This window comes from Streptomyces sp. NBC_00690 (genome assembly GCF_036226685.1).
Taxonomy (GTDB): domain Bacteria; phylum Actinomycetota; class Actinomycetes; order Streptomycetales; family Streptomycetaceae; genus Streptomyces.
On record NZ_CP109009.1, the window covers coordinates 468,535 to 493,194 of the forward strand.

A 24,660-nucleotide genomic window follows, 5' to 3' on the forward strand; every position below is an offset into this window, starting at 1 on the left:
CGTTCCACCGTGACGAGGCCGCCCGGGACACCCGGGCGGCCTCGTTCGTTGGGCCTGAATCCCATCAGCACGGATCGGTTCGGGAACGAAGAAGCGGCCCTGTTCCCCACGCCGGCCGGCGTGGGGAACAGGGCCGCTGTGTGGTTGACCTGCGACCTCTCGACGGCTGGTCAGCCTATGGAGGCCACGCCACCCCATTCGAGCCACTCGTGTGTCTGTTGTACGGGAGCGAGTTCGGTGTCCGGCCGCCAGGTGGAGACCTCGACGAGGCCGGGTTCGAGAACGCTGAACCCCTCGAAGTACGCGGCGACTTCACGCTGCTCGCGGACCCGCCCCCAGTGACCGCCCGTCGCCTCGGCCATGAAGTCGGTCACGAACTTACGGATCTCAGGCCGGTCGCTGACCAACTGGCACACGACCAGGAAGCTACCCGGCACCAACTTCTCCGCCACCTGCCGGACCAGGGCTGCCGGATCGTCCTCGTCCGGGATGCAGTGCATTACGGAGACGAAGAGTGCCGCGACCGGCTGGCTGAAGTCGATCAGCCGGGTCGTCTCATCATGGGTGAAGATGCCCTCGGTGTCGCGCATGTCCGCCTGGATGACCGCCGTGCGGTCATTCTCGTTCAACAGGGCACGGCCGTGGGCGAGGACGATCGGATCGTTGTCGACATAGACGACCCTGGACTCCGGGGCAACCGCTTGAGCGACCTGGTGGACGTTGTCCTGCGTCGGCAGACCTGAGCCGTGGTCGATGAACTGGCGTATGCCGTACTCGCTCGCGAGGAGCCGCACCACTCGCTGCAGGAAGCGGCGGTTGTTGACCGCCAGTTCCTTGGTGCTCGGAACCTGCTTCAGCAGTTCTTCACATGCTTCGCGATCCGATTCGTAGTTGTCACTACCCCCCAGGTAGTAGTCGTACATCCGAGCAACGCTCGGGACGGTCGTGTCAATGGCGTCCGGGCGCCATGACTCCCCACGCATCCAGCCCTCACCCGCGTTTCTTCAACAGGAGCTACAGGGCGACCATGCTAGGGAGCAGGTGCTTCCGCGGATAGGTCATCCGGGAAGGATCGACCCTACGAGAGACATTTTCAGCCATATTCGTACAGGCATTCGAGATTTGATTGAGACTCCGCAGGTCAGGCCCCTCGACCTGAAATCGCGACGATGCCCTTTTTTGTACGAGTTCGGCCGGCCGGTGAGTAGCAATCCCAGCCACAGGCGACCCGATGACCACCTGTTGATCTTGGCCGATATCTCGGCACCTCCGTCACTGCAGCCACTCCATCGACGGCCATGGCCTTCGAACGGTCGGTGCGCAAGGTCGAAAGAGCATCGACGGCGAATTCGAACAGCGAGCCCGGGGCGCGCCCCCAGGGGGGTGGTTGAACGTTTCGCCAATCGTAGCTTAGGCTTCCCTAAGTCGATCAGGGCCGCACTGTTCCGTCATGTCCGACATGCCACCACGGCTGCGCCATCCCTCGCCCGCCACGCATCGACCACTGTGCACTTCAACTCCATGAGGAACATCCATGCTCGGGTTCACTCGCGTGCGTCGTCGCGCGCTCGCCGCCGCGGCCACCGCCGCAGCCGTAGTCCTCACGATCGGCGGTTGCTCCTCCTCCGGCGAGAGCGACAAGAAGACGTCGGGATCCTCCGAGAAGAGCGGCGGTGCGTTCCCCGTCTCGATCAAGAGTGCGCTCGGCACTGCCGAGATCACCAAGGAGCCGAAGCGCGTGGTCACCCTGGGGCAGGGGTCGACCGAGACGGCGATCGCCCTCGGCCACACCCCCGTGGGCATCGAGAGCTACGCCTGGGGCAGTGACAAGACCGGCTATCTCCCGTGGATCCACGAGGCCGTCACCAAGGCCGGCGGCAAGCTGCCCAAGCAGTTCGCCGGCGGTGAGGAGATCGACTTCGAAACGATCACCGAGCTGGAGCCCGATGTCATCCTCGCTCCCTGGTCGGGCGTGACCCAGGAGCAGTACGACATCCTGAAGGACATCGCACCGACGGTCGCCTACCCCGACCTGCCCTGGTCCACCAACTGGGACCAGCAGATCGAGATCGTGTCCAAGGCGCTCGGCAAGCCGGCGGAGGCCGCCAAGCTGAAGTCGACGATCGAGAAGCAGCTCGCCGACGCTGCCAAGACCCGGCCGAACTACAAGGACCTCAAGTTCTCCTACATCTACAACACGGGTCCGGGCACCCTCGGTGTGTTCCAGGCCGAGGAGCAGCGGGTCAAGATGGTCTCGTCGCTCGGGCTCACCGTCGACCCGGTGGTGAACACCTTCAAGGAGACGAAGGGCACCGACTCCGCGCTCATCGGTCTGGAGAACGCGGAGAAGCTGAAGGACAGCGATCTGATCTTCACGTTCTATAGCGACGAGAAGAACCGCAAGGAGATCGAGTCCCAGCCGCTCTACAAGGCGATCCCCGCGATCCAGAAGGGTGCCGTGGTGGTCGGTGACAACAACCCGTTTGTGACGGCGTCCTCGATCATCAACCCGCTGACCGTCCCGTGGGTCATCGACCGCTATCTGCCGCTGATCGACAAGGCCGTCGTCGCCGCGGGCAAGTAGGCGCACCCCACAGATGACTACGGTCACTTCCGTACCGCCGAGCAGTACCACGCGCAGTGGTGCTGCTCGGCGGGCGTATGCGCTGGTCATCGGGCTGGCCCTGCTGACGGTCACCCTGTTCGCGAGCGTGATGATCGGCAGCCGTCCGACGTCCCTCGGCGATGTGCTGGACGTGCTGTCCGGCACCGCCGACATCCAGGTCACGACCATCGTCGAGAGTCGCTACCCCCGGACGGCGCTCGGAGTCCTGGCGGGTCTGGCCCTGGCCGTGGCGGGCACGCTGATGCAGGGCGTCACCCGCAACGCACTGGCTGAGCCCGGACTGCTGGGAATCAACGCGGGCGCATCGGCGAGCATCGTCACCGCGACCGCCTTCTGGGGTGTCACCGGGAACACCGCCGTGATGTGGTGGGCACTACCGGGAGCGCTGGTGGCGGGAATCGCCGTACAGGCCATCGGATCCGTCGGCTCCAGCAAGAGCCAGGTCAGATTGGTGTTGGCGGGTGCCGTGCTCTCAGCGGTGCTGATGGCCTACATCCAGGCGGTGACCCTCAGCAAACCGCAGGTTTTCGACAGCTACCGCTACTGGGTGGTCGGAGCGCTCGGAGGTCGGGACTTCGATGTGCTTCAGGCGATGCTCCCCTTCGCCGCCGCCGGCCTCGTACTCGCCCTCCTCCTCGGGCAGAGCCTCAATGCGTTGGCGCTCGGAGATGCGACCGCCGCGTCCTTGGGTGTGAACCCCTGGCTGGTGCGCGGGGCAGGACTGCTCGCGGCGACCGTGCTGAGCGCCGCGGCGACCGCAGCCGTGGGTCCGATCGCCTTCGTCGGACTGGCGGTGCCCCACATCGTGCGCGCCGTGGTCGGGGTGGACTTCCGCTGGCAGATCGTGTTCTCCGCGGTGGCGGGGCCCACCCTGCTGCTGATGGCGGACATCGCGGGGCGGGTCGTGATGCGTCCGCAGGAGTTGATGGTGGGCATCGTGACCGCCTTCGTCGGCGCCCCCGCTCTGCTCGTGGCCGTACGCAGGATGAGGGGGAACGCATGACGAATCCGCCGACGGTGGCGCCCCCCTCGTCCGATGCAGCGATCGAGCGGGCCGATCGCACGACCCACCGACCCGCACGGGCTCGGACCATGCTCACCCTGGGGCGAACGGTCGCCCTCCCCGTCCATCGGGTGGCGCTCGTCACGGCCTGCGCACTGCTGGTGCTCACCGCCGTCGCCGCGGTTGCCACGCTGTCCCTGGGACGACTCGGCATTCCACTCGCCGAACTCGGCAGCGCGCTCACCGGCGGCGCCGAGGGCAAGAACGCCTTCGTCCTGGAGCGGCTGCGTGGCCCACGGCTCGTCGTCGCTCTGGGAACCGGCTGTGCTCTGGGAGTGTCGGGAGCCCTGTTCCAGTCCGCGACGCGCAATCCCCTGGGGAGTCCCGATGTGATCGGCCTGGGTGCGGGCGCGGGGGCGGGGGCGGCATTCGCGGCACTGCTCCTGCCGGGCGTGGTGCCGGTTCCCGTCGGAGCGCTCCTGGGAGCGGTCCTCGCCATGGGACTGGTGTACGTCTCCACAGGGACCGGGTTCCGCAATCCTGCTCGGCTGGTCGTGGCGGGCATCGGTGTCGCGGCGATGTGTACCGCGGTGACGCAGTATGTCGTGTACGCCATGGAGAGGGACAAGGCATCGACCCTGTCGGCGTACGTCAACGGCAGTCTGTCGGCGCGCTCCTGGGACGACGCCACCACGATCTGGGTCGTGGTGCTCTGCACCGCCCCGCTGGTGGCCTTGATCTCACGCCGTCTGTCGATCGGTGAGATGGGGGACGACATCGCCCAGGGGCTGGGGGCCGGGCCCAGGAACACCAAGACCTACGCGGTCGTCCTCGCGATCGTGCTGTCCGCGGGAGCGGTCAGCGTGGCGGGCCCCATCGCCTTCATCGCCCTCACCGCACCGCAGATCTCGCAACGGATCACCCGGCTGCCCGGCCCGCATCTGCTGTTGTCCTCGCTGACCGGCGCCTTGCTCCTGGTCCTGGCAGATCTCTGTGCGCAGCAACTCCCCCTCTTCGAGAACCTGCCGGTCGGCATCTACACGATGGCCATCGGAGGCGCCTACCTCGGCTATCTGTTGATGAGCGAGCGGCGCAAGGGAGCGCTCTGAGCCGGTAGGGAACGGGGCACGGTTCCTGCCACCTCGGGGCGGACCGCCCAGCCGGGCACCCAGGAGCTCTTGCCGATCCATGGGGCCGATGGTGGGATCGACCGCCCCGGCCCCGGGAGGGCGCGAGCGCACCTCCGTCTGGTAGCACCACGTCCGCCTCGCCTGTCAGCGTCCTCGCAGCACACGATCGGCGCGGGTCACCTGGGTGTCGATGTCATGGACGACCCGGTCCAGTTCGGTCCGGTGTTGTTCGATGGCCCGCCGCTGGTACGCCGCGTCCACGGCTGACCAGACCCCGACGACATTGGTCTCCCGCTTGCACGCGACGTCGGTACGGGCCAGGGCGATCTCCCCACGGCTGGGATTCTTGGCCTTGTACTGCGGGGATGCGCCGGGGGCCTCGGTCGGATCGGCATATCGATGACCGTGCCGCTGCATGCACAGTGACCAGGCGCGGAAGACGGCCACCACTCGGGAGTCGCGTTGCGACTGCTGGTGACTTCCGATGTTGATCGCTCCGACGAGTTCACGATTGCCGATCTTGTCGGGGTCACCGGAGAGGGCGGCGGTGGCCTCCCCCAGGCATCCGCCCCGGGGAATCGCGCGTCCGCTGCGGTCCTTGTGCATGGGCGAGCCGTCACGGTCCGCGCCTGTTGCCACGACCATCACTGCCTCGGAGGGTGGCACGGGCGCCGGTGGCCCCTTCTTCCGAGTACGCCCCAGGGGGGAGCCGGGCGCCGGGTGATAGCCGTACCTCGCCGCCGCGACCGGGTCGGTCAGCCCATACCGGTGTGCCGTGTTGGCCGGGTTGAGCGTCCCGGTCTCCGCGGCAGACGCGGGCACCGGCCAGGTGTGTCCGTAGCGTCGCATGCAGGAAGCTGTCAGAACCGCCCGCGCCCGGAGCACCCGACCGACTTGGCGGTCGGTGAAGAGGTAGCGCTCAATGGGCAGTACGAGGGAGTCCACGGCGAGCAGCCGGTGGATCCGTCCGACGCTCGGGGGCCCTGCTGGCTTCCCGTCGTCCTGCGGCTCTTGACCAGGCGCGCAGCCGATTGCGGTGGCGACCAGCGCGACGAGGGTGATGATCGCGCTGTGTGCACGGGTCCTGCTCACGCTTTCCTCCCCTGGCTGCGGGACGTGGCTCGGGCATGCGGACGGCCCGCCCGTGCGAACACGGGCGGGCCTGGCTCAGCTCACTGCCACCAGCTGAGTGACGCATTGTTGTTGCGCACTCCGCTGTTGAGCGCGCGGGCATTGCCGGGGTAGAAGTCGTCGTAGGGAGCCGGACCGCTCGCGTTCTGGTTCTCGTTGTAGTAGATCCGAGCGGTCCAGTTGGCGTCGTTGTTCCAGGCTCGATTGACGTTGTTCTTCACCGGCTGGCCGCTGCCTTCACCACCGGCGGCGAAGGTGTGTCCGGCGAAGTCGTTCACCCACCCCGCGTACTTGCTCCACGAACTGTTGGCGGACGCGCTGTAGTAGAGGTAGATGTTCCCGTCCCAAGCTGCGGCCCGCTGGGTGTGCGCGGAAGGGGCCGCGGAGTCGGAAGCGGAAGCAGGTCCGGTTGCCAGAACTGCCGTTCCCGCGAGGAGGGCCGCTGCGGTGGCGAGCGCCCCTGCCGTACGACGTACAGATGACATGGTGTCCTCCCGTTGCCGGGGTGTTGACAGAGGCCGTCGGCGGCCTGTGGCGCCACCCCGTGGTGCTTGTCATCGACGCTAGGGCCGGGGCGACAGAAGCCACATCACTTTCGGTCCTCGCCGAAATACACCCAATGGCGGATTTGGCTCTACCCGACCGGGCAGGGAGGCGGAACAGTAGAACACCTGGGATAGCAGCCTTTTCACGGGGGTACGTTCGTGCTGCGCATCCACTTCAGTGCCGAGGATCTCAGTCGGATCCGCCTGGCACCGGGACCCGATCCCGCCTGGGAGACACTGCTGAGCCTGCATGTCCTCGCAAGCCACGACAACGATATCGGGATGCTCGGCTGGCGGACCCGCATGCGCGGATCGATCGATCCCTCGGCACGCCCGCTGCTGCGACTGGCTCCTCCGCGCGGGTACTCACCCGACTTCCTCACCCCGGCGGCGGGGACCGTCTGTGCCGAAAGCGGAATCGAAGCGATTCTGTCGACGCCTCGCACACAGCTTCGTACAGATCTCGCCACCCTCGGTCGGGAGCAGAGCCTTCCGTCCTGGGCGGACGCCCTTGCTCGGGGCGACGCGGGCGCGCTGCGCGGGTTGGGATCGGCCTTGCGGCGGTACCAGCGGCAGGCCCTGGAGCCGTACTGGGCCCAGATCACCTCAGCGGTGGACGCCGAACGATCGTCACGGGCCGATGCGTTCCTCTCGGGAGGCACCGAGGAGCTCTTGAACAGCCTGCATCCGGCGGTACGGTGGAATCCGCCCGTGCTGGAGGTCGCGTATCCCCATCGGCAGGATCTCTTCCTCCAAGGGAGGGGACTGTTCCTGGTGCCTTCGTACTTCTGTCGGGGCACACCCATCTCGCTGCGGGACGGTTCGCTAACCCCGGTGCTCGTCTATCCGATCAACCGGGACTCCCGGGCCCTGACACTGCACCAGGCCGCTTACGCGCCCGGCGCCGACACCTTGGCCCGGCTCCTTGGTCGCACTCGTGCGGCGACGCTCTTGTTGATCGCGGATGCGCAGGACGCGACCGGGGGCGAGATCGCCCGTCGTCTCGACATCTCCCCCGCCTCGGCCAGTGAACACGCGACCGTGCTGCGCGAGGCGGGGCTCATCAGGAGTCTTCGGGTGCGGAACACCATCCGTCATACGCTCACGCCCCTGGGGGTGGAACTGTTGGAAGGGCCCTTGCCCGCGGGCTCAGGAAACGGGGAGCGGTTGGACGCGCACTGTTGATCGGCAGCGCGGTCGGCTCTCGCTCGCCGTGCTTCCCGGGGGTGCCGGTGCGCATGGCGCCAACACCCCCGGCTCCTCCGCACCGGGGTGCGTCCGGAGGAACAGGTAGGACGGGTGGGACGAAGGTTGCGTTCCGGTACGGGTCAGATGCTGAAGCGTTCCTTCGCCAGCAGGGGCTTGACGCGGGTCGCGAACCCACCCGTACGGAAGGGGCGTTGCAGCAGCCCGGGGCGCAGTTCCTGGGCAAGTGCCGCGATGATCATTCCCTGGTCCAGTGCGAGGACGAAGTCGCTGACCCGGCCGGTCTTCACATTGACCGAGTCACGGAACCCGTACCGCTCGTCGTAGGCACCGAAGTCATGCGCGATCGCCTTGAGGTTGGCGATCGCCTCCCGGCGGGCGTAGGGCAGGGCGAGGAACGCGGCGTGCGGCGTGACGACCGAGCGGGACTGATAGCCCTCGACCTGCATACCGATGACATCGACTCCGTACTCGCTGTAGCCGCCTTCGGGGATGTTGGCCGGGGAGAACCCCCAGTAGCCGTACTTCTCCTCCAGCAACCCGTGCTCGATCTGCGAGCGCACGTAGCGCTGGTGCGTGACACCCCATGAGCGCCTGGCCCACTCGGGCTCCGGGACGAACAGGGGGACCATCAGCGCTTCGAACATGGAGCCGCCCCAGGTGGGGATGAGCTTGCGGCCCCGATGGGTGTAGTGGCCGTTCCAGATCCGGATGCCGTCGACGGTCGTGTACGAGCCCTGGGGCTTCTGCTCCTGCTCGTGCTCGGGGAGCATCGTGCGCAGCATGTGCCAGTAGTGGTCGGTGGGCAGCGACCCATCGGCGATCCCGAGGTAGCTCGCCATCCGCGGTTCCGTGTTGAGTGCGCCGTAGTGATGGCCGGTCGGCTCCCCGGTGTCCGTCCAGAATCCGCCGCGCAGTTGACCGGGTCCCTTGACCGGATCGGTCGGGTCGTACGGGGTGTAGAAGGTCGACCAGTCGGCGTCGGCGAGGATGCGGTCGACCCGTCGGCGCTGCCGTGGGTCCGCGTCGGCTGCGATGACGAGGCCGGTGACGAGCCACGCGTTGTCGACGGAGGAGAGGAAGGGGCGGACGGGGGTGCCGTTCTCGGGCCAGGTGGTGAGCACCGAGCCGTCGTAGGCGTCGTACCAGTTGAGCCAGAAGCCACGATGGCGTTCGAGCTTCTCGACGGCGGCCACCATGTGGGCGAGGCGCCTCTGCATGGTGCTGCGCCCGATGACACCGAGCCCAGCGGCGGCGACGGTGGACCACAGCCCACAGCCGATGTTGGTGGGTGAGGTGTTGCGTGAGGGGACGGGCCGCCCTGCGACGCTGATGTTCGCCTTGTCCGCAGTGAGACCGAAGTCCGTTGTCAATGCCTCTATCGAGTGGTGGGTATCGCGGAACCACTTGCGCAGCAGCGGTGTATCAGAGGCATGAACACCTTGCGCGGGATTCTCAGTGGTGGACGCCTCGGGTGCATCCGAGGCGAAGGCGGGCGCGGCGAGCGCTGGCAGGGAGAGCGCGGCTGCTCCGGCTCCCGCGGCGGTCAGGAGGGTACGACGGTCGAGACGGTCCATGGACTTCCAGCTCCCGTTGGTCGGTATGGAGTCGTGTCGGTGGTGCACTGGGTCTCCCGGGCCCGGGAGTCTGCCGTCCTGGCGCGACGGCAGCTCCCGGGCCGGGTGGGGGGTTGCGCCCGGGGCGGTCCTGTCTCGCGACGGCGCCGCCCGGGGGCGCGGTGGGGGATCCGGTGGCGCGGGGAGGACGCCCGATCTCGGGCGCGTCCACCGGTTTTCAAGCGTTCTTGCCCTCTTCCTTCGGATCTCGCCGGGTTCGCGGGCCCTGGCCAGGTCCTGGTGAGGGCCCTGAGGTCGTGTCGTCGAGATCCCTTCCACCTGACGGGGTCCGGCGTGACACCCACTGGGTCAGTCGCGGGCCAGGCGCAGGAAGCGGATGCCGGGGTTGGGCAGATCGATGCTGAGCAGCACCGCTCCGTCCGCGTTGGCAATGAACGGAGGGAGTTGGTCCGCAGGCAGCCGGTCGGCAGCGCGCAGCTTCCCCCACTGTTGGGCGTCGGGCCAGTCGCCGCCGTCGAGTTCGTTCCAGACCGCCTGGATGTTGGCATGCTCCTCGTCCACGCGGCGCGAGACGACGTGGTAGGTGGCTCCGGGCTGGAGTCCGTCGATGTGGACGGTGACGGTGCGGTCGAGGGTCCGAGCCCCATCGATCTTCGACTGGTCGAGGGTCCCGTTCCAGACGAGGACATCGAGGGTGGACGTGTCTTCGGCGCGGGTGGCGATCACCTCCACCAGGGCATCGGCACCGTCGCCGGAGACGGCGGCGGGGAGGCGTCCGCCGGCCAATTGGGAGAGGAGGTAGAGCGCCCAGAACCGCGGCTTGCGGAGATTTCCGACCGTCAGCAGACCGAACCCACCGTGGAAGAGCCGGTTCGGCCAGCCGAGCTCCTCGAACTGGTCGGATGCGACCCAGTAGGCGAGGCAGTCGGTGGAGGCGAGGGCACTCTTCATACCGCGCAACACGAAGGGTGCCGCAAAGACGGAGTCGCTCACCCGGTGGAAGTGGGTGGGAGTGACGCCCCATTCGGTCCAGAGGATCTCCGGCTCGGGGCGCCCCGTCGCTTCGGCGAAGGCCCGTGTCATGGGCCGGAAGTCGAGGGGAGCGTTGCCGTAGGTGTGAGTGGAGACGAAATCAACCGGGACATCATGGGTTCGGCAGTGTTCCAACAGCGCGCCCACCCAGCCGGCAGCAGCGGAGGAGGGGCCACCGACCCTGATGCGTTCGTCGACTGCCTTGATCGCACGCACGGCCACCTCGTACAGACGGTGGTAGTCGTCCTGGGTGCCGTTCCAGAAGACTTCGAGGTTGGCCTCGTTCCACACTTCGAACTCCCACCCCGCCACCTCCTCCTTTCCGTAACGCTCTTGGAGGTGGAGGGTGAGGTCTCGGCAGAGGTCTCCCCAGCGCTGCCAATCATGGGGGGTCGAGACCAGCGCGCGGTAGTCGAAGACGGTGTACTCGGGGTCGGCGGCGAGTTCCCTGGGCATGAAGGAGAGTTCGACGACGGGCTTGAGTCCGGTGGCGAGGAAGCGGTCGTAGACCTCGTCCAGGCCGGAGAAGTCAAAGGTGCCGTCGGCCCTGACGGAGACGGTCTCCGGGAGGAAGGTGCCGTGTGCCCGAACACTGCGCACCCCGATCTCATCCCGGACGATGCCCAGTGCCTGGGCGTACTCCAGGGCCACATCGGAACCACCGGCACCCGGCTTGTCCCAGGTCAGCAGGGAGAAGTGTTCGGCACCGATCATGCGGTTCCACACACCGGGCAGTTCGCTGGTGGGAGCCGAGGCATCGAGTGCGACGGTGACCGCAGCGGGTGTGGCTCCTGCTGCGCGGGCGCGACCGGTAGCTGCTTCGGAGAGCTCGCCCGCGCCGCTGTCGGACCAGGTGGCGACCTTGTAGTGGTAGGTCCGCCCGGGCGTGACCAGGGTGTCTGCGTAGGGGGGATGTGGCACCGCCAGTACATCGCCGCCCAAGTGGTCGAGAGGTTCGTAGGGGCCTTCGACACTGTCAGCGCGGTGGACGAGGTAGCCGAGCGCTCCCTCCACGGGTGCCCAGTGGAGGAGCACCAGGCCGGTCCCGTCCTGAGCGGTCAGCCGATCGGGGGCGGGCATCTCGCCGACTCCGGTGAGCCGGGTATCGCTCGGCTTGCCGATCCGAGACTCCCAGTCGATGTGAGCAGCAGACTTATCAGTCATAACAGAACAAACCTCAGCATTGTAGGTAGAGGGAAGCGAGCGGTGATCAGATCGGAGCCGCGCTCGGGCACACGGCAGGCTCGACTTCACGCCGAGCACCAAGGGCTCCACACCTCGACGAGTACGGGTGGGGAGGTGCTACTTCAGGCCGGCGGTGGCGATGCCTTGTGTGAAGTACCTCTGCAACACGGCGAAGACGAGGAGGACCGGGAGAACCACGAGGAAGGAGCCGGCCATCAGAACACCGTTGGCGCCATTGGCCCGATTGGGGTCGGTGGCGAAGGTCGCCAGTGCCACCGGAAGGGTGTACTTGTCGGGGTCATTGGTCGCGATCAGCGGCCAGACGAAGTTGTTCCACGACTGGAGGAAGGTGAGGATCGCGAGTGTGGCCAGGGCCGGCTTGACCAGCGGCATGACGATGCGCCAGAAGATGTACCACTCGCCGGCACCGTCCAGTCGGGCTGCCTCCAACAGCTCGTCGGGGACGGACAACATGAACTGACGCATCAGGAAGACGCCGAAGGCACCCGCGGCGAAGGGCAGCACGAGCCCCGCATAGGAGTCGATCAGCTGCATCTTGCTCATCAGCACGAACAGCGGGAGCAGCATCAGATTGCCCGGCACCATCAAGGCACCGAGGACCAGCCCGAAGAGCTTGTTGCGGCCGGCGAAGTTCAACTTGGCCAGCGCGTATCCGAGCATCGAGCAGAACAGCAGGTTGGAGAGCGTCACCAGGGCGGCGACGATCGTCGAGTTGAGGAAGTAGCGCGGAAGGTCCAGCAGTTCCAACAGCTCGCGGAAGTTTGCGAGCGTCCATTCCGTCGGGATCCACACCGGTGGGCTGGCAGCCAGTTCGGGCTTTGTCTTGAAGGCCGAGAGCGCCATCCAGGCGAAGGGCGCGGCCATCAGCACCAGGCCGAGACCGAGCACCACATAGGCGGTGGGCTTCTTCAGTCGTAGGGCGCTCATGTCGTGTTGTCCTTCAGCAGACGGAGCTGGAGCACGGTGATGCCCATGATCGCGACGAACAGGACATACGCCATGGCGCTCGCGTAACCCATGTGGAAGAAGTTGAAGCCCTCTCGATACATGTTGAGAGAGACGGTCAGCGTGCTGTCGGCAGGGCCTCCATTCGTCATCACGAACGGCTCCTCGAAGACATTGAGATAGCCGATGGTGGTGATCACGGTGGCGTACAGCAGGGTGGGGCGCAGCAACGGAACGGTGATCAGACGGAATTCGTTCCACGCGCCTGCGCCATCGAGCCTGGCCGCCTCACGCACCTCATGGGGAATGGCTTGGAGGCCGGCGATGAAGAGGACCATGACCGTGCCCAGATTGCGCCAGATGGCCATCACGATCAACGAGGGCATGGCGAGCGTTTCCGAACCCAGGAAGTCAGGGACGGTCATGCCCAGTTCGCTCGCGACGCCGGCCACCAGCCCATCCGCGGGATCGAGGACGAAGCGCCAGACGACGGCGATGGCGACGATGCTGGTGACAACGGGGGCGTAGAAGCCGATGCGGAAGAACGTGCGCATTCGGTCGATGCCGTTGTTCAGCAACACGGCGATGACGAGACCGGCGGCAATGGTCAAAGGCACCCCGACGACCACGAAGTACGCGGTGTTGAAGAGCGAGGTGAGGAACTTCTCGTCCTGGAAGAGCTTGGTGTAGTTCTCGAATCCGATGAATTCGGCCGACAGGGGGTCGGTGACGTTGCGCAGACCGAAGTCGGTGAAGCTCATGGCCAGTGTGGCCAGGATGGGCAGGGCCATGAAGACCGCGAACAGCGCGAGGAAGGGGGTGGAGAACAACCACCCCGCCACGTTCTGCACGCCGGCCCGGCGTCTTTGCGGCCGTGTGCCGGACGGCGTAGGGCGAGCGTTCGCGCCCACGCCCTCCGCCGGCGTTTTGGTGAGCGTCTTCACGGGTCTACTCCACGAGGCCCTCGGTCGCGGACTGCATCTTCTTCGCAGCCTCCTCGGGCGATGCTTTGCCCTGAGTCACCGATTCGATCGCCTCGTCGATCTTGGCTCCGATCTCGGCCCACTTGGCGAGCGCCGGAATGGCCTTGGCGTTCTCCATCTGGGTTCGGAAGACCTTCAGGTTGGGGTCGCTCGCCAGTTTGCCCTCGCTCCACGCACCCTGGTGCGCAGGCAGATCGGTGGTGCGCTCGTACCAGTCGGCTTGGCCCTTGGCGCTCGTGAGGTGCTTGATGAACTCACCGGCAGCAGCCTTGTGCTTGCTGTCCTTGGAGATCACCAGGCTGGAGCCACCGGCAAAGGAGGTGGACGACGTTCCCGCGGGCATGGGCGCGGCTGCCCACTTCCCCTTCAGTTGGGGCTGATTCTCGGCGATGTTGGTGGTCTGCCACGGCCCCGACAAGAACATCGGCACGCTGTCGTTGCCAAAATCCTTGATCACGTCATAGCCCGGCTGAACGCTCTTCTTCGCAAGACCCTTCTCGAAGTAGGTGGCGTACTCCTTGAGGGAGGTCACCGCCGCCTCACTGTCCAGTGCGGGCTTTCCGTCCTTGATCAGTTCGCCGCCCGCCGAATAGAAGAAGGGCAACCAGTTCTGCCAGACGTCCAGGTTGTAGGGCTGGAGGGAGATCCCCCACTTGCTTCCCGCCTTGCTCTGGTACACGCTCGCGAGTTTCGCCAACTCGGCCCAGTTGGCGGGTGCCTTGGTCACGCCGGCCTTCTGCGCCAGGTCGGTGCGGTAGTAAAGGACACGCGTATCGACGTACCACGGCACACCGTAGACCTCGCCGTCGACGACGTTGCCCTCCCAAGCCGCCGGGAAGAAGTCGTCCTTCTTGAATTCCTTGGTGTCCACCGGCTCCAACACGCCGAGTTCGGCGAACTCTCCCATGAAGGTGGAGCCCATCTGCGTCACATCGGGCAGATTCCCGGCCGCGGCGGCGGAGACCAGCTTCTGGTGGGCGACGTCCCAGCCGATCGGTGTCACCTTGACCGTGACATTGGGGTTGACCTTCTTGTAGGCGGAGGCGACTTCACCGAGCTTCTCGCCTTCGGTGCCCATGGCCCAGACGGTCAGTGTCTGCTTCTCGTCGGCTGCGACCCCAGATCCGCCCGAGCTGCCGCACGCGGAGATTCCAAAGGTGGTCGCCAGCGCAACTGCGATCGAGACGGTTCTGGCCGTGCGGTGCATGGGCGCTCCTCCTTGAGCCTTCCGGCACGCGTTGAGCCGGTGATGTATGCGCAGCCTGTAAGCGCATACATCACCCTGCGGCAGCCTCCGAGACATCCGCAAGAACCCTGGGGATCACGCTTCTATAACGGCGGTGAACCGCGCCTACCCGATACGGCGATCGCTAGACCTCGGATGCGCGGGAAGAACGCAACAGAGATTTATGGCGCTTTGAGCTGGAGGGTCGGTTCTGGAGAGCCACCTGGATCAAAGCAAGGGTTGCGCCGCGAACGGTCACCTGACAGCCCACCGACACCGGGTCGAGCCCTGAGCTAAGAACCGGCTCAGGACCCAGGAGGGCAGGGGCAACCATCGCGAGCCACGGGGCTGACGGCCGGACAGGAGTCGCCTTTGCGATTCTCCATCGACGGCGTGTCGTTGGCTCTGGACTTGGGCCAGGCCGACCGACCGACTCACGTACCCACCATCTTTGAGGCTTTTACCGCAGCATTTGGCATCTCTAGCGGAAAAGTTTCCACCGAAGCTTCAAAGATACTGTTAAATCCATGGCTACCGACATCCAGGACACCACTTACGCCATCGATGCCGCAGCATTCATGGGACTGCTCCCGAGCCGACCTCGACTGCTCGCACTCGGCGAGCCCACTCACGGCCAGGACGCACTGCTCGACCTGCGCAACGAACTGTTCCAGCAACTCGTCGAGCAGGAGGGCTACCGGACGATCGCGATCGAGAGCGACTGTCTGATGGGCCTCGTCGTGGACGACTACGTCGCCTCGGGCACGGGCAGCCTCGACGAAGTCATGGAGCATGGGTTCAGCCACGGCTGGGGCGCCTTTGCGGCCAACCGCGAACTGGTGCGTTGGATGCGCGCGTACAACGACGGACGGCCCGCGGACGACCGACTCCGCTTCGCCGGTTTCGACGGCCCGCTGGAGATCACCAACGCAGCCAGCCCCCGCCAGGCCCTCACCACACTGCACGGCTACCTCTCGACTCAGGCAGACCCGGACCTACTCCCCTGCACCAGGGAAACGCTCGACCATCTACTCGGCGCCGACGACCGATGGACCAATCCCGCCGCGATGATGGACCCGACCCAGTCCGTGGGGCAGTCGATCGACGCAGGTCAACTGCGCCTGCTCGCCGATGATCTGGTGGCGCTGCTCGACGCGCAGAGGCCGTATCTGGTCAAGGTGACCTCGTGGGGCGACTGGGGCCGGATACACCTGCACGCGCGCACCGCAACTGGCTTGCTGCGCTACCACCATTGGATGGCCGACAGCTCATCGGCGCGTCTGACCCGGCTGGTGGGTCTGCGCGATCAGATGATGGCCCACAACCTTCTCGCCCTCGTGGCGGCGGGCCCGGTACTCGTCCATGCCCACAACTCCCATCTCCAGCGGGAGAAAAGCTCGATCCGGATGGGCGGGGTGCCCTTGGAGTGGTGGAGCGCCGGTGCGCTGGTCAGCACCCGGCTCGGTGAGGAGTACGCCTTCGTGGCCACGGCCCTCGGCACGATCCACCACCAGGGAGTGGGCACACCACCGCCGGACACCGTCGAAGGACTCCTGTACGCGCTCCCAGAGGACCGTTGTCTCTTCGATGCACAGCGGTTCGCCAGCACCCTCGGTGACTCGCTGCCCGCGCCCCGCATATCCCCCTGGTTCGGCTACGCTCCGCTCGACCCGACCCACCTGGCGAACAGCGACGGCATGCTGTTCGTCAAGGACGTCACAGGGGACTAGCGCCGCGTCGGCGATCGCGCCCGCCAGGGCCCTCGACTGGCCTGAGGCTCAGGGGCGGGGCTCCTGGGCGGGGCAGCCGCAACTGGTCCGGCGGGTCAACGAGACCGGCAACATCAGGGAGACGGGCTCACGGCTGCGATCACGCAATCGCTTCACCAAGAGGTCCACCGCGTCCTCCCCCAGCTGCCGCATGGGCTGTCGTACGGTCGTCAGTGAGGGCCGTACGATCCGCCCGAGGGGGATGCCGTCGAAGCCGACCACAGCAATGTCCTGGGGAACCCGCACCCCTCGTTTCTCCAGGGCGTGCAAGGCGCCCAACGCCATCTGATCATTGGCAAAGAGCATCGCCTGCGGCGGCTCAGCTCCACGATCGAGCAGTGCCTCGGCAGCCCGTGCGCCTTCGGCCTGGGTCATCATCACCGTTCGTGCGGCGGGTTCGTCGGGCACAGGTAGCCCCGCCTCCTGGCACGCGGCCCGAAACCCGTCGAACCTCGCCTCGGCGTCCGGCGAGTCCTTTTCGCCGCCGACGAAAGCGAGGCGGCGCAGCCCGTGGTCGTCGATCAGATGGCGGGTCAGCTCGTGTTCCCCGTCGAAGTTGGCCACCTCGATGTGGTCGAGGTGGTCGATCTCGCGTGGTCCGGCCAACATGACCACGGGCAGCCTCCGCGAGATCACCTCAAGGTCTTCGGTGGGCACAGTCCTGGCCAGGACGGCAAACCCGTCCACCCGCCCGGCGACCTGCTCCACGAGGCTCTGTGGTCCGCCTTCCAGCGAGGCGGCGATCAGCAGGGCGTAGCCGTGCCGTCTGGCCGCCCGTTCCATGCCGCGGATGATCTGATCGGAGTAGAGCATGACGGCGGAGTCGTCCACGTCCGCGCCATCGGCTTCGGCGTCCGGGTCGGCGTAGTCGGGAAAGCACAGTCCGAGCACGCCGGTGGTTCGACTGGCCAGTCCACGCGCGTTCCCACTCGGTACGTAGCCGAGTTCACGTGCGGCTTCGAGCACTCTGTCCCGGGTGGGGGCGCGTACGGAATCTGGGTTGCGATACACGCGCGAGACGGTCGCGATGGAGACTCCCGACCGTTCGGCGACGTCGTACACAGTGGGAGCGCTCAACCGTCCGCCCGTCCCCTCTTGGACCGGTGACCGCAGTCCCGTGACCTTTGCCGAGTAGTTCTGAAAGCGCATTCACCCTAGGTCGGCTCCCTCCTGCGAGCAAGGCCGACCTCGCCCTCAGCGACGCAAGACGCATCTGGGCGTCCACTTCCAGCCAGAAAAGATCATGCAGAACCATCTTCTGGCCACCTGGGAGGCCAGTCGGGAAACCGTGCCGACAATTGCGCCCCGAAAAGGCTTCCCTCGGGGGGTGATACCAGTGATACCGTCGATATCATGACCGAGCCAAGGGCCATGAGCCTGCGCTTTCCCGATCCAGAACAGCGCGCCACGATCGCCGCCGCCGCCAAGGCCGCGGGAGTCAGCATGCAGGAGTACATCCTCTCGGCGGCCTACGAACGGGCCACTGCCGTGGAAGCCACCTTCCTCGACCACTTCAAGGCGTCCGTTTCCCGAAGCCACGAGGCATTTGCCGCCGAGGCGGGCAGCGATGACGCCGTCGGCCAACGGTCGTCCAGGCACGACGCTGAACGGGGCGAGCAGGACCACGCCGCGTGAGCGAACCCGAGGACGGCGAGCCCGAGGCACATCGCATCGATGTCTCCTTCCTGTTGCACGCGGCGGAACTCCTCCCCGGTGACCCGCAGGTGGATGACTACGGCCCCCTGTACGCCGCCGTGGGACGGGTGTACGCGCGGGCAATGGATCGTGACATCTACGGTTCACCCCATCTGAAGGCGGCGGCCCTCCTCCAGACCCTGGCAAAGCTCCCCTGCCTCGAACACTCCAACGAAGCCTTCGCCTGGCACAGCACCGAGGCTTTCCTCGCCCTGGGCGGCCATGTGCTCGGATACACGCCGAAGGCTGCGGTCGCCTTGGTCCAGGAGGCGGCTTCCGGGACTCTCGACGTGTCCCGGATAAACCGTCAACTCCATGCGTGGACGGTGGCCTGAGCAGGTCCCCGGCGTCCGGGCGCGTACTCCATGGTGATGGCGCCGACGACCTGCCCATCACACCACCGCACTCCCCGTTTCGGCATCCGGTCCGCCAGCAACGGTTCGGTACACGCCCACCAGGCAACAGTCAGTGGAGCGCAATCAACCAACGCTCCGACCATCGCGAGAAGTGACCCTTGTCGATCCGGACAGTGTGGTCGAGGACCAGACACCGAACCACTGCTCTGCACCGTAGCCCTCGAACCGCTCCACCTCGGTGAACCCCAGCTTTGCAGCGAGACGCATCGAGCGGATGTTGGCGGTCTGGGTCGCGAGCACGACTGGTTCGCCGGGAAGCGCACCGGCAAACCAGTCGAGTGCCGCTCCGCACGCCTCGGCGGCGTAGCCGCATCCCCATGCCTGCGGCAGTAGCAGATAGCCGAGTTCGACCCTTCCGGCAGCCTGCTGAATGTGCCCCGTTTCCCTGGTGAGCGTGATCTGACCGATCATCGCCCCGTCGAGGTCGACGACGAAGAGGCCGGGCCGCCGTTCGGCTATCTCAGCCACCGCACGGTTGACCTCATCACGCGGTCGAGGGCCGCCGAGGTAGGTGTGCACTTCCGCTGAGGCGAGCAGCTCGATGAACGCCGCATGGTCGCGAACCTCGGGCTCACGGAGCACGAGCCGTTCTGTTCTGATCGGGGCAGGCGGCCAGGCGACGGGTCCGAGTTCGGTCATGGCGGGCAACCTATCGGACGTCTATGAGAGAGATCTCGGGCCATTGACAGCGGGGATGCGTGCGGTGGGCAGCAGGACATCCGGTCCCGCTGCTCCAGCGATGGACGCCGAGACGGTCACCGCTGCCCCGACTCACGGTTCGGTCGGTGGTACGTGGACGGTCCGCAGTGGGACGTACCACTCGTCCCCCACGGGGACACCCTCCAGGTTCCAGCTCCAACTGACCGTGGGGGCGATGCGCATATAGGTGCCGTGACCGACCCGCCCCACCCGTTCAAAGGGCTCCTCGGCCCGGCCGTAGATCCGCATGCACCGTGCGACGAAGGGGTCGAAGGAGATCATGTCGTCGATGACCAGGGCGACTTTGTCGTTGCCTCCGCGGACGTTGCGGAACTTGCGGGTGCGGATGACGGACGGTCCGCTGCCCCCGACCCAGAAGTGGGTTCCATCGAACTCAAAGCTGACGGGCACCACATCCGGCTGTCCATCAGCCGAGGTGCTCGCCAACCGTGCCAGTGGCTGGGACTGGAGATACGCCGTCTCCTCCGGAGTGAATGCCATCAGTCCGTCCTCTCTTGTTCGGCGGGCATGTGTACGCGCCGCCAGTCGGTGCGGTCGTTCGGTGTTCGGTCGTCAAGGACGGCTGTTCCAGGCCGTCGGCCCCTTCCTCTGGCGCTCCCCCGCATCGGCGACTTCCTCCCTCTTCGCCGGCTGTATTCACCCGAATCGACACCCTCGTCCGGGGCAGCCGCCTGCGGACGCATCAGACGTGCACATTCGGCCGAGAATCGGCACGGAACCGATGAGGGTGCATCAGCACAGGCAGTCGCAGTGCCGCTCGGCGGCGGACAAGCTCTGAGCCCGTCCGAGAAACCATATGGACAACGCACGAACGCGGTCCATAACCTGTGCGCATGTCCAGCCCCGAGGCTTCAAGACTGTCGCCACCGGTCGTCCGGTGGCTTCCCGCTCTGTCGCCCTGACACTCTCCACGCCTCAGGCCCTGCCCGAGGCGCTTGGGGCTGTCTGCCTCGACACCATTCGGGTGCTGCCCGCGGCCCACCGCTGCCCTCTTCGATTCCATCGTGGCTGTGGAGTTTCGCCGTGCCTCTCATTCTGTATGCGCTCGGACTGGCTGTCTTCGCCCAAGGGACGTCCGAGTTCATGTTGTCCGGACTGCTTCCGGACATCGCCCGTGATCTCGATGTATCCATTCCGACAGCCGGCTACCTGACCTCGGCATTCGCCGTGGGAATGGTCGTCGGCGCCCCGCTCATGGCCATGGCCAGCATGCGCTGGCCCCGTAGGCGCGCGCTGCTCGCCTTCCTGTTGACGTTTCTGGTGGTCCACGTCGTGGGCGCACTGACCAGCACCTACGGGGTGCTCCTCGCGACCCGGATCGTGGCAGCGCTCGCCAATGCCGGGTTCCTCGCGGTGGCCCTCGCCACTGCGACCGCTCTCGTCCCGACACAGGCAAGGGGCCGTGCGGCCTCAATCCTGGTCGGTGGAATCACCCTGGCCTGTGTCACAGGAGTGCCCGGTGGGGCACTGTTGGGGCAGTTGTGGGGCTGGCGTTCGGCGTTCTGGGCCGTGGCACTGCTCTCCGTGCCCGCAGTCTTCGCCGTCCTCAAGGCAGTTCCGAACGCGGGGACATCCACGGCACCTCTCGGAGTGCGACAGGAACTGCGCGCGCTGAAGGATCCCCGGCTGCTGATGACCCTGTCGGTGGGTGCCCTGATCAACGGTGCGACCTTCTGCGCCTTCACCTATCTCGCCCCGCTAGTCATCGATGTCACGGCCCTGGGCTCCGCTTGGGTACCGGGTGTCCTGGCACTGTTCGGTCTGGGGTCGTTCCTCGGGGTGACCGTCGCCGGTCGAATCTCCGACGTACGGCCGTGGCCGCTACTTTGCTACGGCACGGTCACCCTGGGCATCGGCTGGGCGGTGTTCGCCTGGTGGGCGAACCATCTCGTGGTGGCTCTCGCGCTGGTACTCATCCAGGGCGCGCTGTCATTCGCCGTCGGGTCGACGATGATCGCCCAGGTGCTCGCAGCAGCCCACACGGCACCGACCCTGGCAGGTTCCTATGCGACAGCCTCGTTCAATGTGGGGGCCGCTCTCGGGCCGTGGTTCGGCGGGGTCGCCATCGCCACGACCGGGAGCTATCGCTCGCCGTTGTGGGTGAGTGCTTTCCTGGTGGTACTGGCACTCATCGCCGGTGGGGTGGCGATGGCCAGGAACACGGGTGGAGTGAGGGCTCTCCGCTCCGGGCAGCGGGATCCTTCGTACACTGGTGAGATGCACCAACGACATTGATCCTCGACCGAGGATCGTCCGGCGCGGCGCGCGCCGGGGACCGGGCGCGCCGCGTCTGAGTGTTGCCCATCGCCCGAAGCGGGTCGGCGGGTGGGAACGGCCGAGGGATGCCGGGGGCCTCCCCCGGGGCGAGTGGACCCTGCCACCGTCCGTTCCCCCGCCGAAGGAATTCTTCCCATGCCGCTTTCTCGTGCGCCCGTGCCAGCGCGCGCCTCCGTACCCGTTGAAGTCCGCCGTCTGGAGCGCAGGCTGCTCGCCTATGCCGGTCTCGACGATTTCGTCCTGTTGTATCCGGTCTATGCGGTGCTCTTCACCGACCACGGATTGAGCACTGCCGAGATCTCATCACTGTTCGTCATCACGTCCCTGACGGGCCTCCTGGTGGAGGTGCCGTCAGGAGTGTGGGCGGACACCGTGTCCCGACGTCGCATGCTGGTCATCGGCCCTGCGTTGGCGTCGCTGGGATTCGCCCTGTGGGTCGCCCTACCGGGGTACGCCTCATTCGCGTTGGGAATGGTCCTCTGGGCCGGTGGTGGGGCTCTGCGTTCGGGTTCGATGGAGGCATTGGCCTACGAGGAGTTGGAACGCCTGGGCGCCGAGCAGCGGTATGTGCGGCTGATGGGCCGGGCCGCTGCGGCCAGCACGACGGCCACGGCCCTGGCGACCGCGGCGGCGGGTCCGCTGTTCGCCTGGGGCGGCTACTCGGCGCTGGGTGCCGCCAGCGTCCTGGCTTGTGTGTTGTGTTCCGCGGCGGCGCTGACCCTGCCCGAACACCGGCGCTCCCGCACGGCGGCTGGGGCAACGGCTCATCCCGCCGGGCCCCGGACCGCCCGGTCAATGCTCAGGAGCGGTCTGGCCGAAGTCCGGGCCGGGCGTGGCGTACGGTACGCCCTGCTCATGTCCGTACTGTTGACCTCAATCTGGGGTGCATTGGAGGAGTATGTTCCGCTGCTGGCGGCCGAGATGGGTGCGGCGACCCGTGACATTCCGTGGTTCGTTCTGATCGTCTGGGTCGGTGTGACGCTCGGTGGGCTGTTGGCGGAGCGGGCGGAGCAGCTCTCGCAGCGGGTCATGGGCGGGCTTCTGGCCCTGGCGGCACTCCTGTTGGCGTTGGGGGCGCTCGCCGGCGCACTATGGGGGTTCCTCGCACTCGCCATCGCCTTTCTGGTGTTCCAGTTGGCCGATGTGGTGGCCGACGCTCGACTTCAGGGCACGATCACCGGGCCGAGCCGGGCGACGGTGACCTCGTTGGCCGGTTGGGGTACCAGTTGCACCACGCTCATCGTGTACGGCGTGTACGGGACGGCGTCCGGGCAGTTGGCCAACGGTCCGCTGTTCGCGTTCTTCGCCGTTCCGTATCTGGTCGTGGCCGCGGTGCTGGCCCGGCGCACAGCGCGGTACGAAGGCTGACGGCACGGTCCACCGTTCGGTGTTGCTGACCGATGCATCGTCAGCAACACCGAGGGCGGACCGAGCGAGGGACCTCCCCATCGCCACCGCGGGATGCGGCCGGATCGCCAGGGGAGGCATGACCCCGGACTGGTACGAGGCGCCCGGGGCCTGGTACGAGGAGATCGAGACCGGCACTCATCTGCGTCCGAGGCGTCGGTCGCCCGGGGTGATACCTATCCGGCGAGGAGCGGGAGCAATTGTTCTTCCTCGTAGGTCAGATGGTCCTCCAAGGCCCATGTCAATCGCTCGACCTCGGTGAGGAGGACCAGCGGGTCGGGGTCCTCGATGGAAATGACCCGTTGGAGGTCCTCGATCAGCACGGCGATCTTCTGGTGTTCCTGTTCGAGGCGCTCCAGAACGGGAGCGGCTTCGGGGTGGTGTCGGGCGAGCGCCGGAAACATCATGGTGTCTTCGCCGGTGTGGTGGTTGTGCAGCCCCTGGCACATCGCCAGGCAGTTGATCCGCAGTTGGGCACCTACCCTGGGTCCCGATCGTCGGACTTCGTCGCGGATCAGTGCGAGTTCGTGGCGGAATCCCTCGTGGATCAACTTGATCGCCTCTCCCGGGGAGGAAGCGGCGATGTTGGGCGGGCCGGCGGGGATTTCCCGGAGTGCGATCACGGGAATGACCCGGTCGGTCTTCGCCTGGTAGTCGGCCCATCCCGTATCGGACTCGACGGCCCGGGCGAAGGCGGCATCGCGTTCGGCGCCGACCAGCACCGTGGCGTGGGCCTCGTAGGTGAAGACGCCGGCCTCCACGGTGACACGCGGATTGGCCAGGAGGTTGTGGTACCAGGCGGGATGCCGGGGTGCGCCAGCGGCCGAGGCGATGACGAGGACACGGTCATCGGCGTCGGGGAGATAGGCGACGGGGGTGGTGTGGCTGGCACCCGAGCGGGCCCCGGTCGTGGTGAGGAGGAGCAGTCTCGCCCCCTCAAACGGGCCGCCGACGACGCCACCTCGGGCCCGGAACTCCTCGATGATCTGCTGGTTGAAATCGTTTGGCATGCTCTGCTTTCTCGTGTTTCTCTGCACGGCCGACCAAAGCGCGCGACGCGCTTGGGCATGCCGGAGAAGCCGTCGGACCATGGACGGCGGAATCAATTCGGTGAGGGCTTGTGCCGCATGAGGGGCACAAGGGGGCTTTCTTCTCAACAGCGCGCGAAGCGCCGGATGTGTGAAAACAGAAAGGCGGGGCTCTCACCCGCCTCGGATTCACTCCGAGGCCGGGAACCCAACTCGCTTCTGGCACAAGGCCGACCCGGCAGTCACATCGTGCATCTTATGCATCGCGTGAGTGTGGAGGCAATGTGGTTTTCCCTGCGGGGTCACCGGTGAACCAACGCCCCGAGTCGCCGGGGCCAGGGCCATACTGCGGACCGGCGCGGGGCACTGCGCTGCATCCGTTGTGGTGCGTCGGCAGACGTGTTCGCGTGGGCGGACCACAACGCGTGGGGAGAAGGCCCCGGGACAAGCGTGTAGCCGTGCTCGACTGCGGCTGTCGTCAGGAACCGTGGGAGGTGTCTCGTGGAACGGACCAGTCGTCGGCGCCGCCTCCTCGCCACTGGATCAGGTCCGAGCCCACGAGATCGATCGTCTCGGCAGTCGGGTCGAGCTCGGCACGGAGCAACTCGGCGAGTTCGCCTCGTCCGTACACGAATCCCACGATCCGGCCGTTCACCGTCACCCGGCGACCACCGCTGCGGGAGGGTGGCTGCACGATGACGGGCGGATGCCGGGGCATGACTCCACCCTGCATCCAGAC

General features: G+C 66.6%; 22 protein-coding genes. 9 read left to right on the forward strand and 13 right to left on the reverse strand.

What is annotated here, in order from left to right; genetic code table 11:
* Window positions 1-170 precede the first annotated feature (170 nt).
* Entirely contained in the window at window positions 171-983 is an 813-nt protein-coding gene (locus OID54_RS02050; RefSeq protein WP_329012998.1) for an SAM-dependent methyltransferase, read from the reverse strand.
* A 551-nt stretch (window positions 984-1,534) separates the two neighbouring features.
* Here OID54_RS02050 and OID54_RS02055 point away from each other — a divergent pair.
* The 3 genes from OID54_RS02055 (at window position 1,535) to OID54_RS02065 (ending at window position 4,738) form a co-directional block, all read left to right on the forward strand.
* The gene (locus OID54_RS02055; protein WP_329013000.1) at window positions 1,535-2,584 is read left to right on the forward strand and encodes an iron-siderophore ABC transporter substrate-binding protein; all 1,050 of its coding nucleotides are present in this window, start codon (window positions 1,535-1,537) and stop codon (window positions 2,582-2,584) included.
* A gap of 13 nt (window positions 2,585-2,597) precedes the next feature.
* Window positions 2,598-3,629, forward strand: coding sequence for a FecCD family ABC transporter permease (locus OID54_RS02060; RefSeq protein ID WP_329013002.1), 1,032 nt, complete (start codon window positions 2,598-2,600; stop codon window positions 3,627-3,629).
* Between the two features lie 89 nt (window positions 3,630-3,718).
* Window positions 3,719-4,738: a FecCD family ABC transporter permease gene (locus OID54_RS02065; protein WP_329027217.1), complete on the forward strand. Its 1,020-nt coding sequence runs from the start codon at window positions 3,719-3,721 to the stop codon at window positions 4,736-4,738.
* 165 nt (window positions 4,739-4,903) lie between these two features.
* Here the strand turns inward: OID54_RS02065 and OID54_RS02070 are convergent, their stop codons facing one another.
* Together OID54_RS02070 and OID54_RS02075 are read right to left on the reverse strand one after the other, a co-directional pair.
* The gene (locus tag OID54_RS02070) at window positions 4,904-5,851 is read right to left on the reverse strand and encodes a hypothetical protein (protein WP_329013005.1); all 948 of its coding nucleotides are present in this window, start codon (window positions 5,849-5,851) and stop codon (window positions 4,904-4,906) included.
* Window positions 5,852-5,931: 80 nt separating this feature from the next.
* Window positions 5,932-6,375 carry a hypothetical protein gene (locus OID54_RS02075; RefSeq protein ID WP_329013008.1) on the reverse strand — a complete coding sequence of 148 codons (444 nt, stop codon included), beginning with the start codon at window positions 6,373-6,375 and terminating at the stop codon, window positions 5,932-5,934.
* 219 nt (window positions 6,376-6,594) lie between these two features.
* On the opposite strand from OID54_RS02075, the gene OID54_RS02080 reads away from it, so the two are divergent.
* Window positions 6,595-7,620: an ArsR/SmtB family transcription factor gene (locus OID54_RS02080; protein ID WP_329013010.1), complete on the forward strand. Its 1,026-nt coding sequence runs from the start codon at window positions 6,595-6,597 to the stop codon at window positions 7,618-7,620.
* A gap of 143 nt (window positions 7,621-7,763) precedes the next feature.
* Here OID54_RS02080 and OID54_RS02085 read toward each other — a convergent pair whose 3' ends face one another.
* The 5 genes from OID54_RS02085 to OID54_RS02105 all read right to left on the reverse strand — a co-directional run bounded on the left by OID54_RS02085 (window position 7,764) and on the right by OID54_RS02105 (window position 14,591).
* Window positions 7,764-9,218 (reverse strand): glucoamylase family protein, encoded by a 1,455-nt coding sequence (locus OID54_RS02085; RefSeq protein ID WP_329013013.1) that lies wholly within the window; start codon window positions 9,216-9,218, stop codon window positions 7,764-7,766.
* A gap of 348 nt (window positions 9,219-9,566) precedes the next feature.
* Window positions 9,567-11,414, reverse strand: coding sequence for a GH39 family glycosyl hydrolase (locus OID54_RS02090; RefSeq protein WP_329013016.1), 1,848 nt, complete (start codon window positions 11,412-11,414; stop codon window positions 9,567-9,569).
* Between the two features lie 138 nt (window positions 11,415-11,552).
* Window positions 11,553-12,383 carry a carbohydrate ABC transporter permease gene (locus OID54_RS02095; RefSeq protein WP_329013020.1) on the reverse strand — a complete coding sequence of 277 codons (831 nt, stop codon included), beginning with the start codon at window positions 12,381-12,383 and terminating at the stop codon, window positions 11,553-11,555.
* Window positions 12,380-13,312 (reverse strand): carbohydrate ABC transporter permease, encoded by a 933-nt coding sequence (locus tag OID54_RS02100; RefSeq protein WP_329027219.1) that lies wholly within the window; start codon window positions 13,310-13,312, stop codon window positions 12,380-12,382. Before OID54_RS02100 ends, OID54_RS02095 begins: the two co-directional genes overlap by 4 nt.
* Before the next feature lie 37 nt (window positions 13,313-13,349).
* Window positions 13,350-14,591, reverse strand: a complete 1,242-nt coding sequence (locus OID54_RS02105; protein WP_329013024.1) for a sugar ABC transporter substrate-binding protein — start codon at window positions 14,589-14,591, stop codon at window positions 13,350-13,352.
* Window positions 14,592-15,136: 545 nt separating this feature from the next.
* Between OID54_RS02105 and OID54_RS02110 the strand changes: the two genes are divergently transcribed.
* A complete protein-coding gene (locus OID54_RS02110; RefSeq protein WP_329013027.1) occupies window positions 15,137-16,339 on the forward strand; it encodes an erythromycin esterase family protein in 1,203 nt (400 codons plus the stop codon).
* Window positions 16,340-16,387: 48 nt separating this feature from the next.
* On the opposite strand, the gene OID54_RS02115 is transcribed toward OID54_RS02110, so the two are convergent.
* Window positions 16,388-17,455 carry a LacI family DNA-binding transcriptional regulator gene (locus tag OID54_RS02115; RefSeq protein WP_329027220.1) on the reverse strand — a complete coding sequence of 356 codons (1,068 nt, stop codon included), beginning with the start codon at window positions 17,453-17,455 and terminating at the stop codon, window positions 16,388-16,390.
* A gap of 276 nt (window positions 17,456-17,731) precedes the next feature.
* On the opposite strand from OID54_RS02115, the gene OID54_RS02120 reads away from it, so the two are divergent.
* Together OID54_RS02120 and OID54_RS02125 are read left to right on the forward strand one after the other, a co-directional pair.
* Window positions 17,732-18,013: a type II toxin -antitoxin system TacA 1-like antitoxin gene (locus OID54_RS02120; protein ID WP_329013030.1), complete on the forward strand. Its 282-nt coding sequence runs from the start codon at window positions 17,732-17,734 to the stop codon at window positions 18,011-18,013.
* Window positions 18,010-18,408 (forward strand): fic family toxin-antitoxin system, toxin component, encoded by a 399-nt coding sequence (locus OID54_RS02125; protein WP_329013033.1) that lies wholly within the window; start codon window positions 18,010-18,012, stop codon window positions 18,406-18,408. Before OID54_RS02120 ends, OID54_RS02125 begins: the two co-directional genes overlap by 4 nt.
* Window positions 18,409-18,552: 144 nt before the next feature.
* Here the strand turns inward: OID54_RS02125 and OID54_RS02130 are convergent, their stop codons facing one another.
* Window positions 18,553-19,128: a GNAT family N-acetyltransferase gene (locus OID54_RS02130; protein ID WP_329013036.1), complete on the reverse strand. Its 576-nt coding sequence runs from the start codon at window positions 19,126-19,128 to the stop codon at window positions 18,553-18,555.
* 132 nt (window positions 19,129-19,260) lie between these two features.
* A complete protein-coding gene (locus OID54_RS02135; RefSeq protein ID WP_329013039.1) occupies window positions 19,261-19,689 on the reverse strand; it encodes a PPOX class F420-dependent oxidoreductase in 429 nt (142 codons plus the stop codon).
* Between the two features lie 543 nt (window positions 19,690-20,232).
* Here OID54_RS02135 and OID54_RS02140 point away from each other — a divergent pair.
* Window positions 20,233-21,444 carry a Cmx/CmrA family chloramphenicol efflux MFS transporter gene (locus OID54_RS02140; RefSeq protein ID WP_329013042.1) on the forward strand — a complete coding sequence of 404 codons (1,212 nt, stop codon included), beginning with the start codon at window positions 20,233-20,235 and terminating at the stop codon, window positions 21,442-21,444.
* Between the two features lie 177 nt (window positions 21,445-21,621).
* A complete protein-coding gene (locus OID54_RS02145; protein ID WP_329013045.1) occupies window positions 21,622-22,854 on the forward strand; it encodes an MFS transporter in 1,233 nt (410 codons plus the stop codon).
* A 215-nt stretch (window positions 22,855-23,069) separates the two neighbouring features.
* Here OID54_RS02145 and OID54_RS02150 read toward each other — a convergent pair whose 3' ends face one another.
* Together OID54_RS02150 and OID54_RS02155 are read right to left on the reverse strand one after the other, a co-directional pair.
* Window positions 23,070-23,903 (reverse strand): nitroreductase/quinone reductase family protein, encoded by an 834-nt coding sequence (locus OID54_RS02150; protein ID WP_329013048.1) that lies wholly within the window; start codon window positions 23,901-23,903, stop codon window positions 23,070-23,072.
* Window positions 23,904-24,399: 496 nt separating this feature from the next.
* Window positions 24,400-24,639 carry a hypothetical protein gene (locus OID54_RS02155; RefSeq protein ID WP_329013050.1) on the reverse strand — a complete coding sequence of 80 codons (240 nt, stop codon included), beginning with the start codon at window positions 24,637-24,639 and terminating at the stop codon, window positions 24,400-24,402.
* Between the last annotated feature and the right edge of the window lie 21 nt (window positions 24,640-24,660).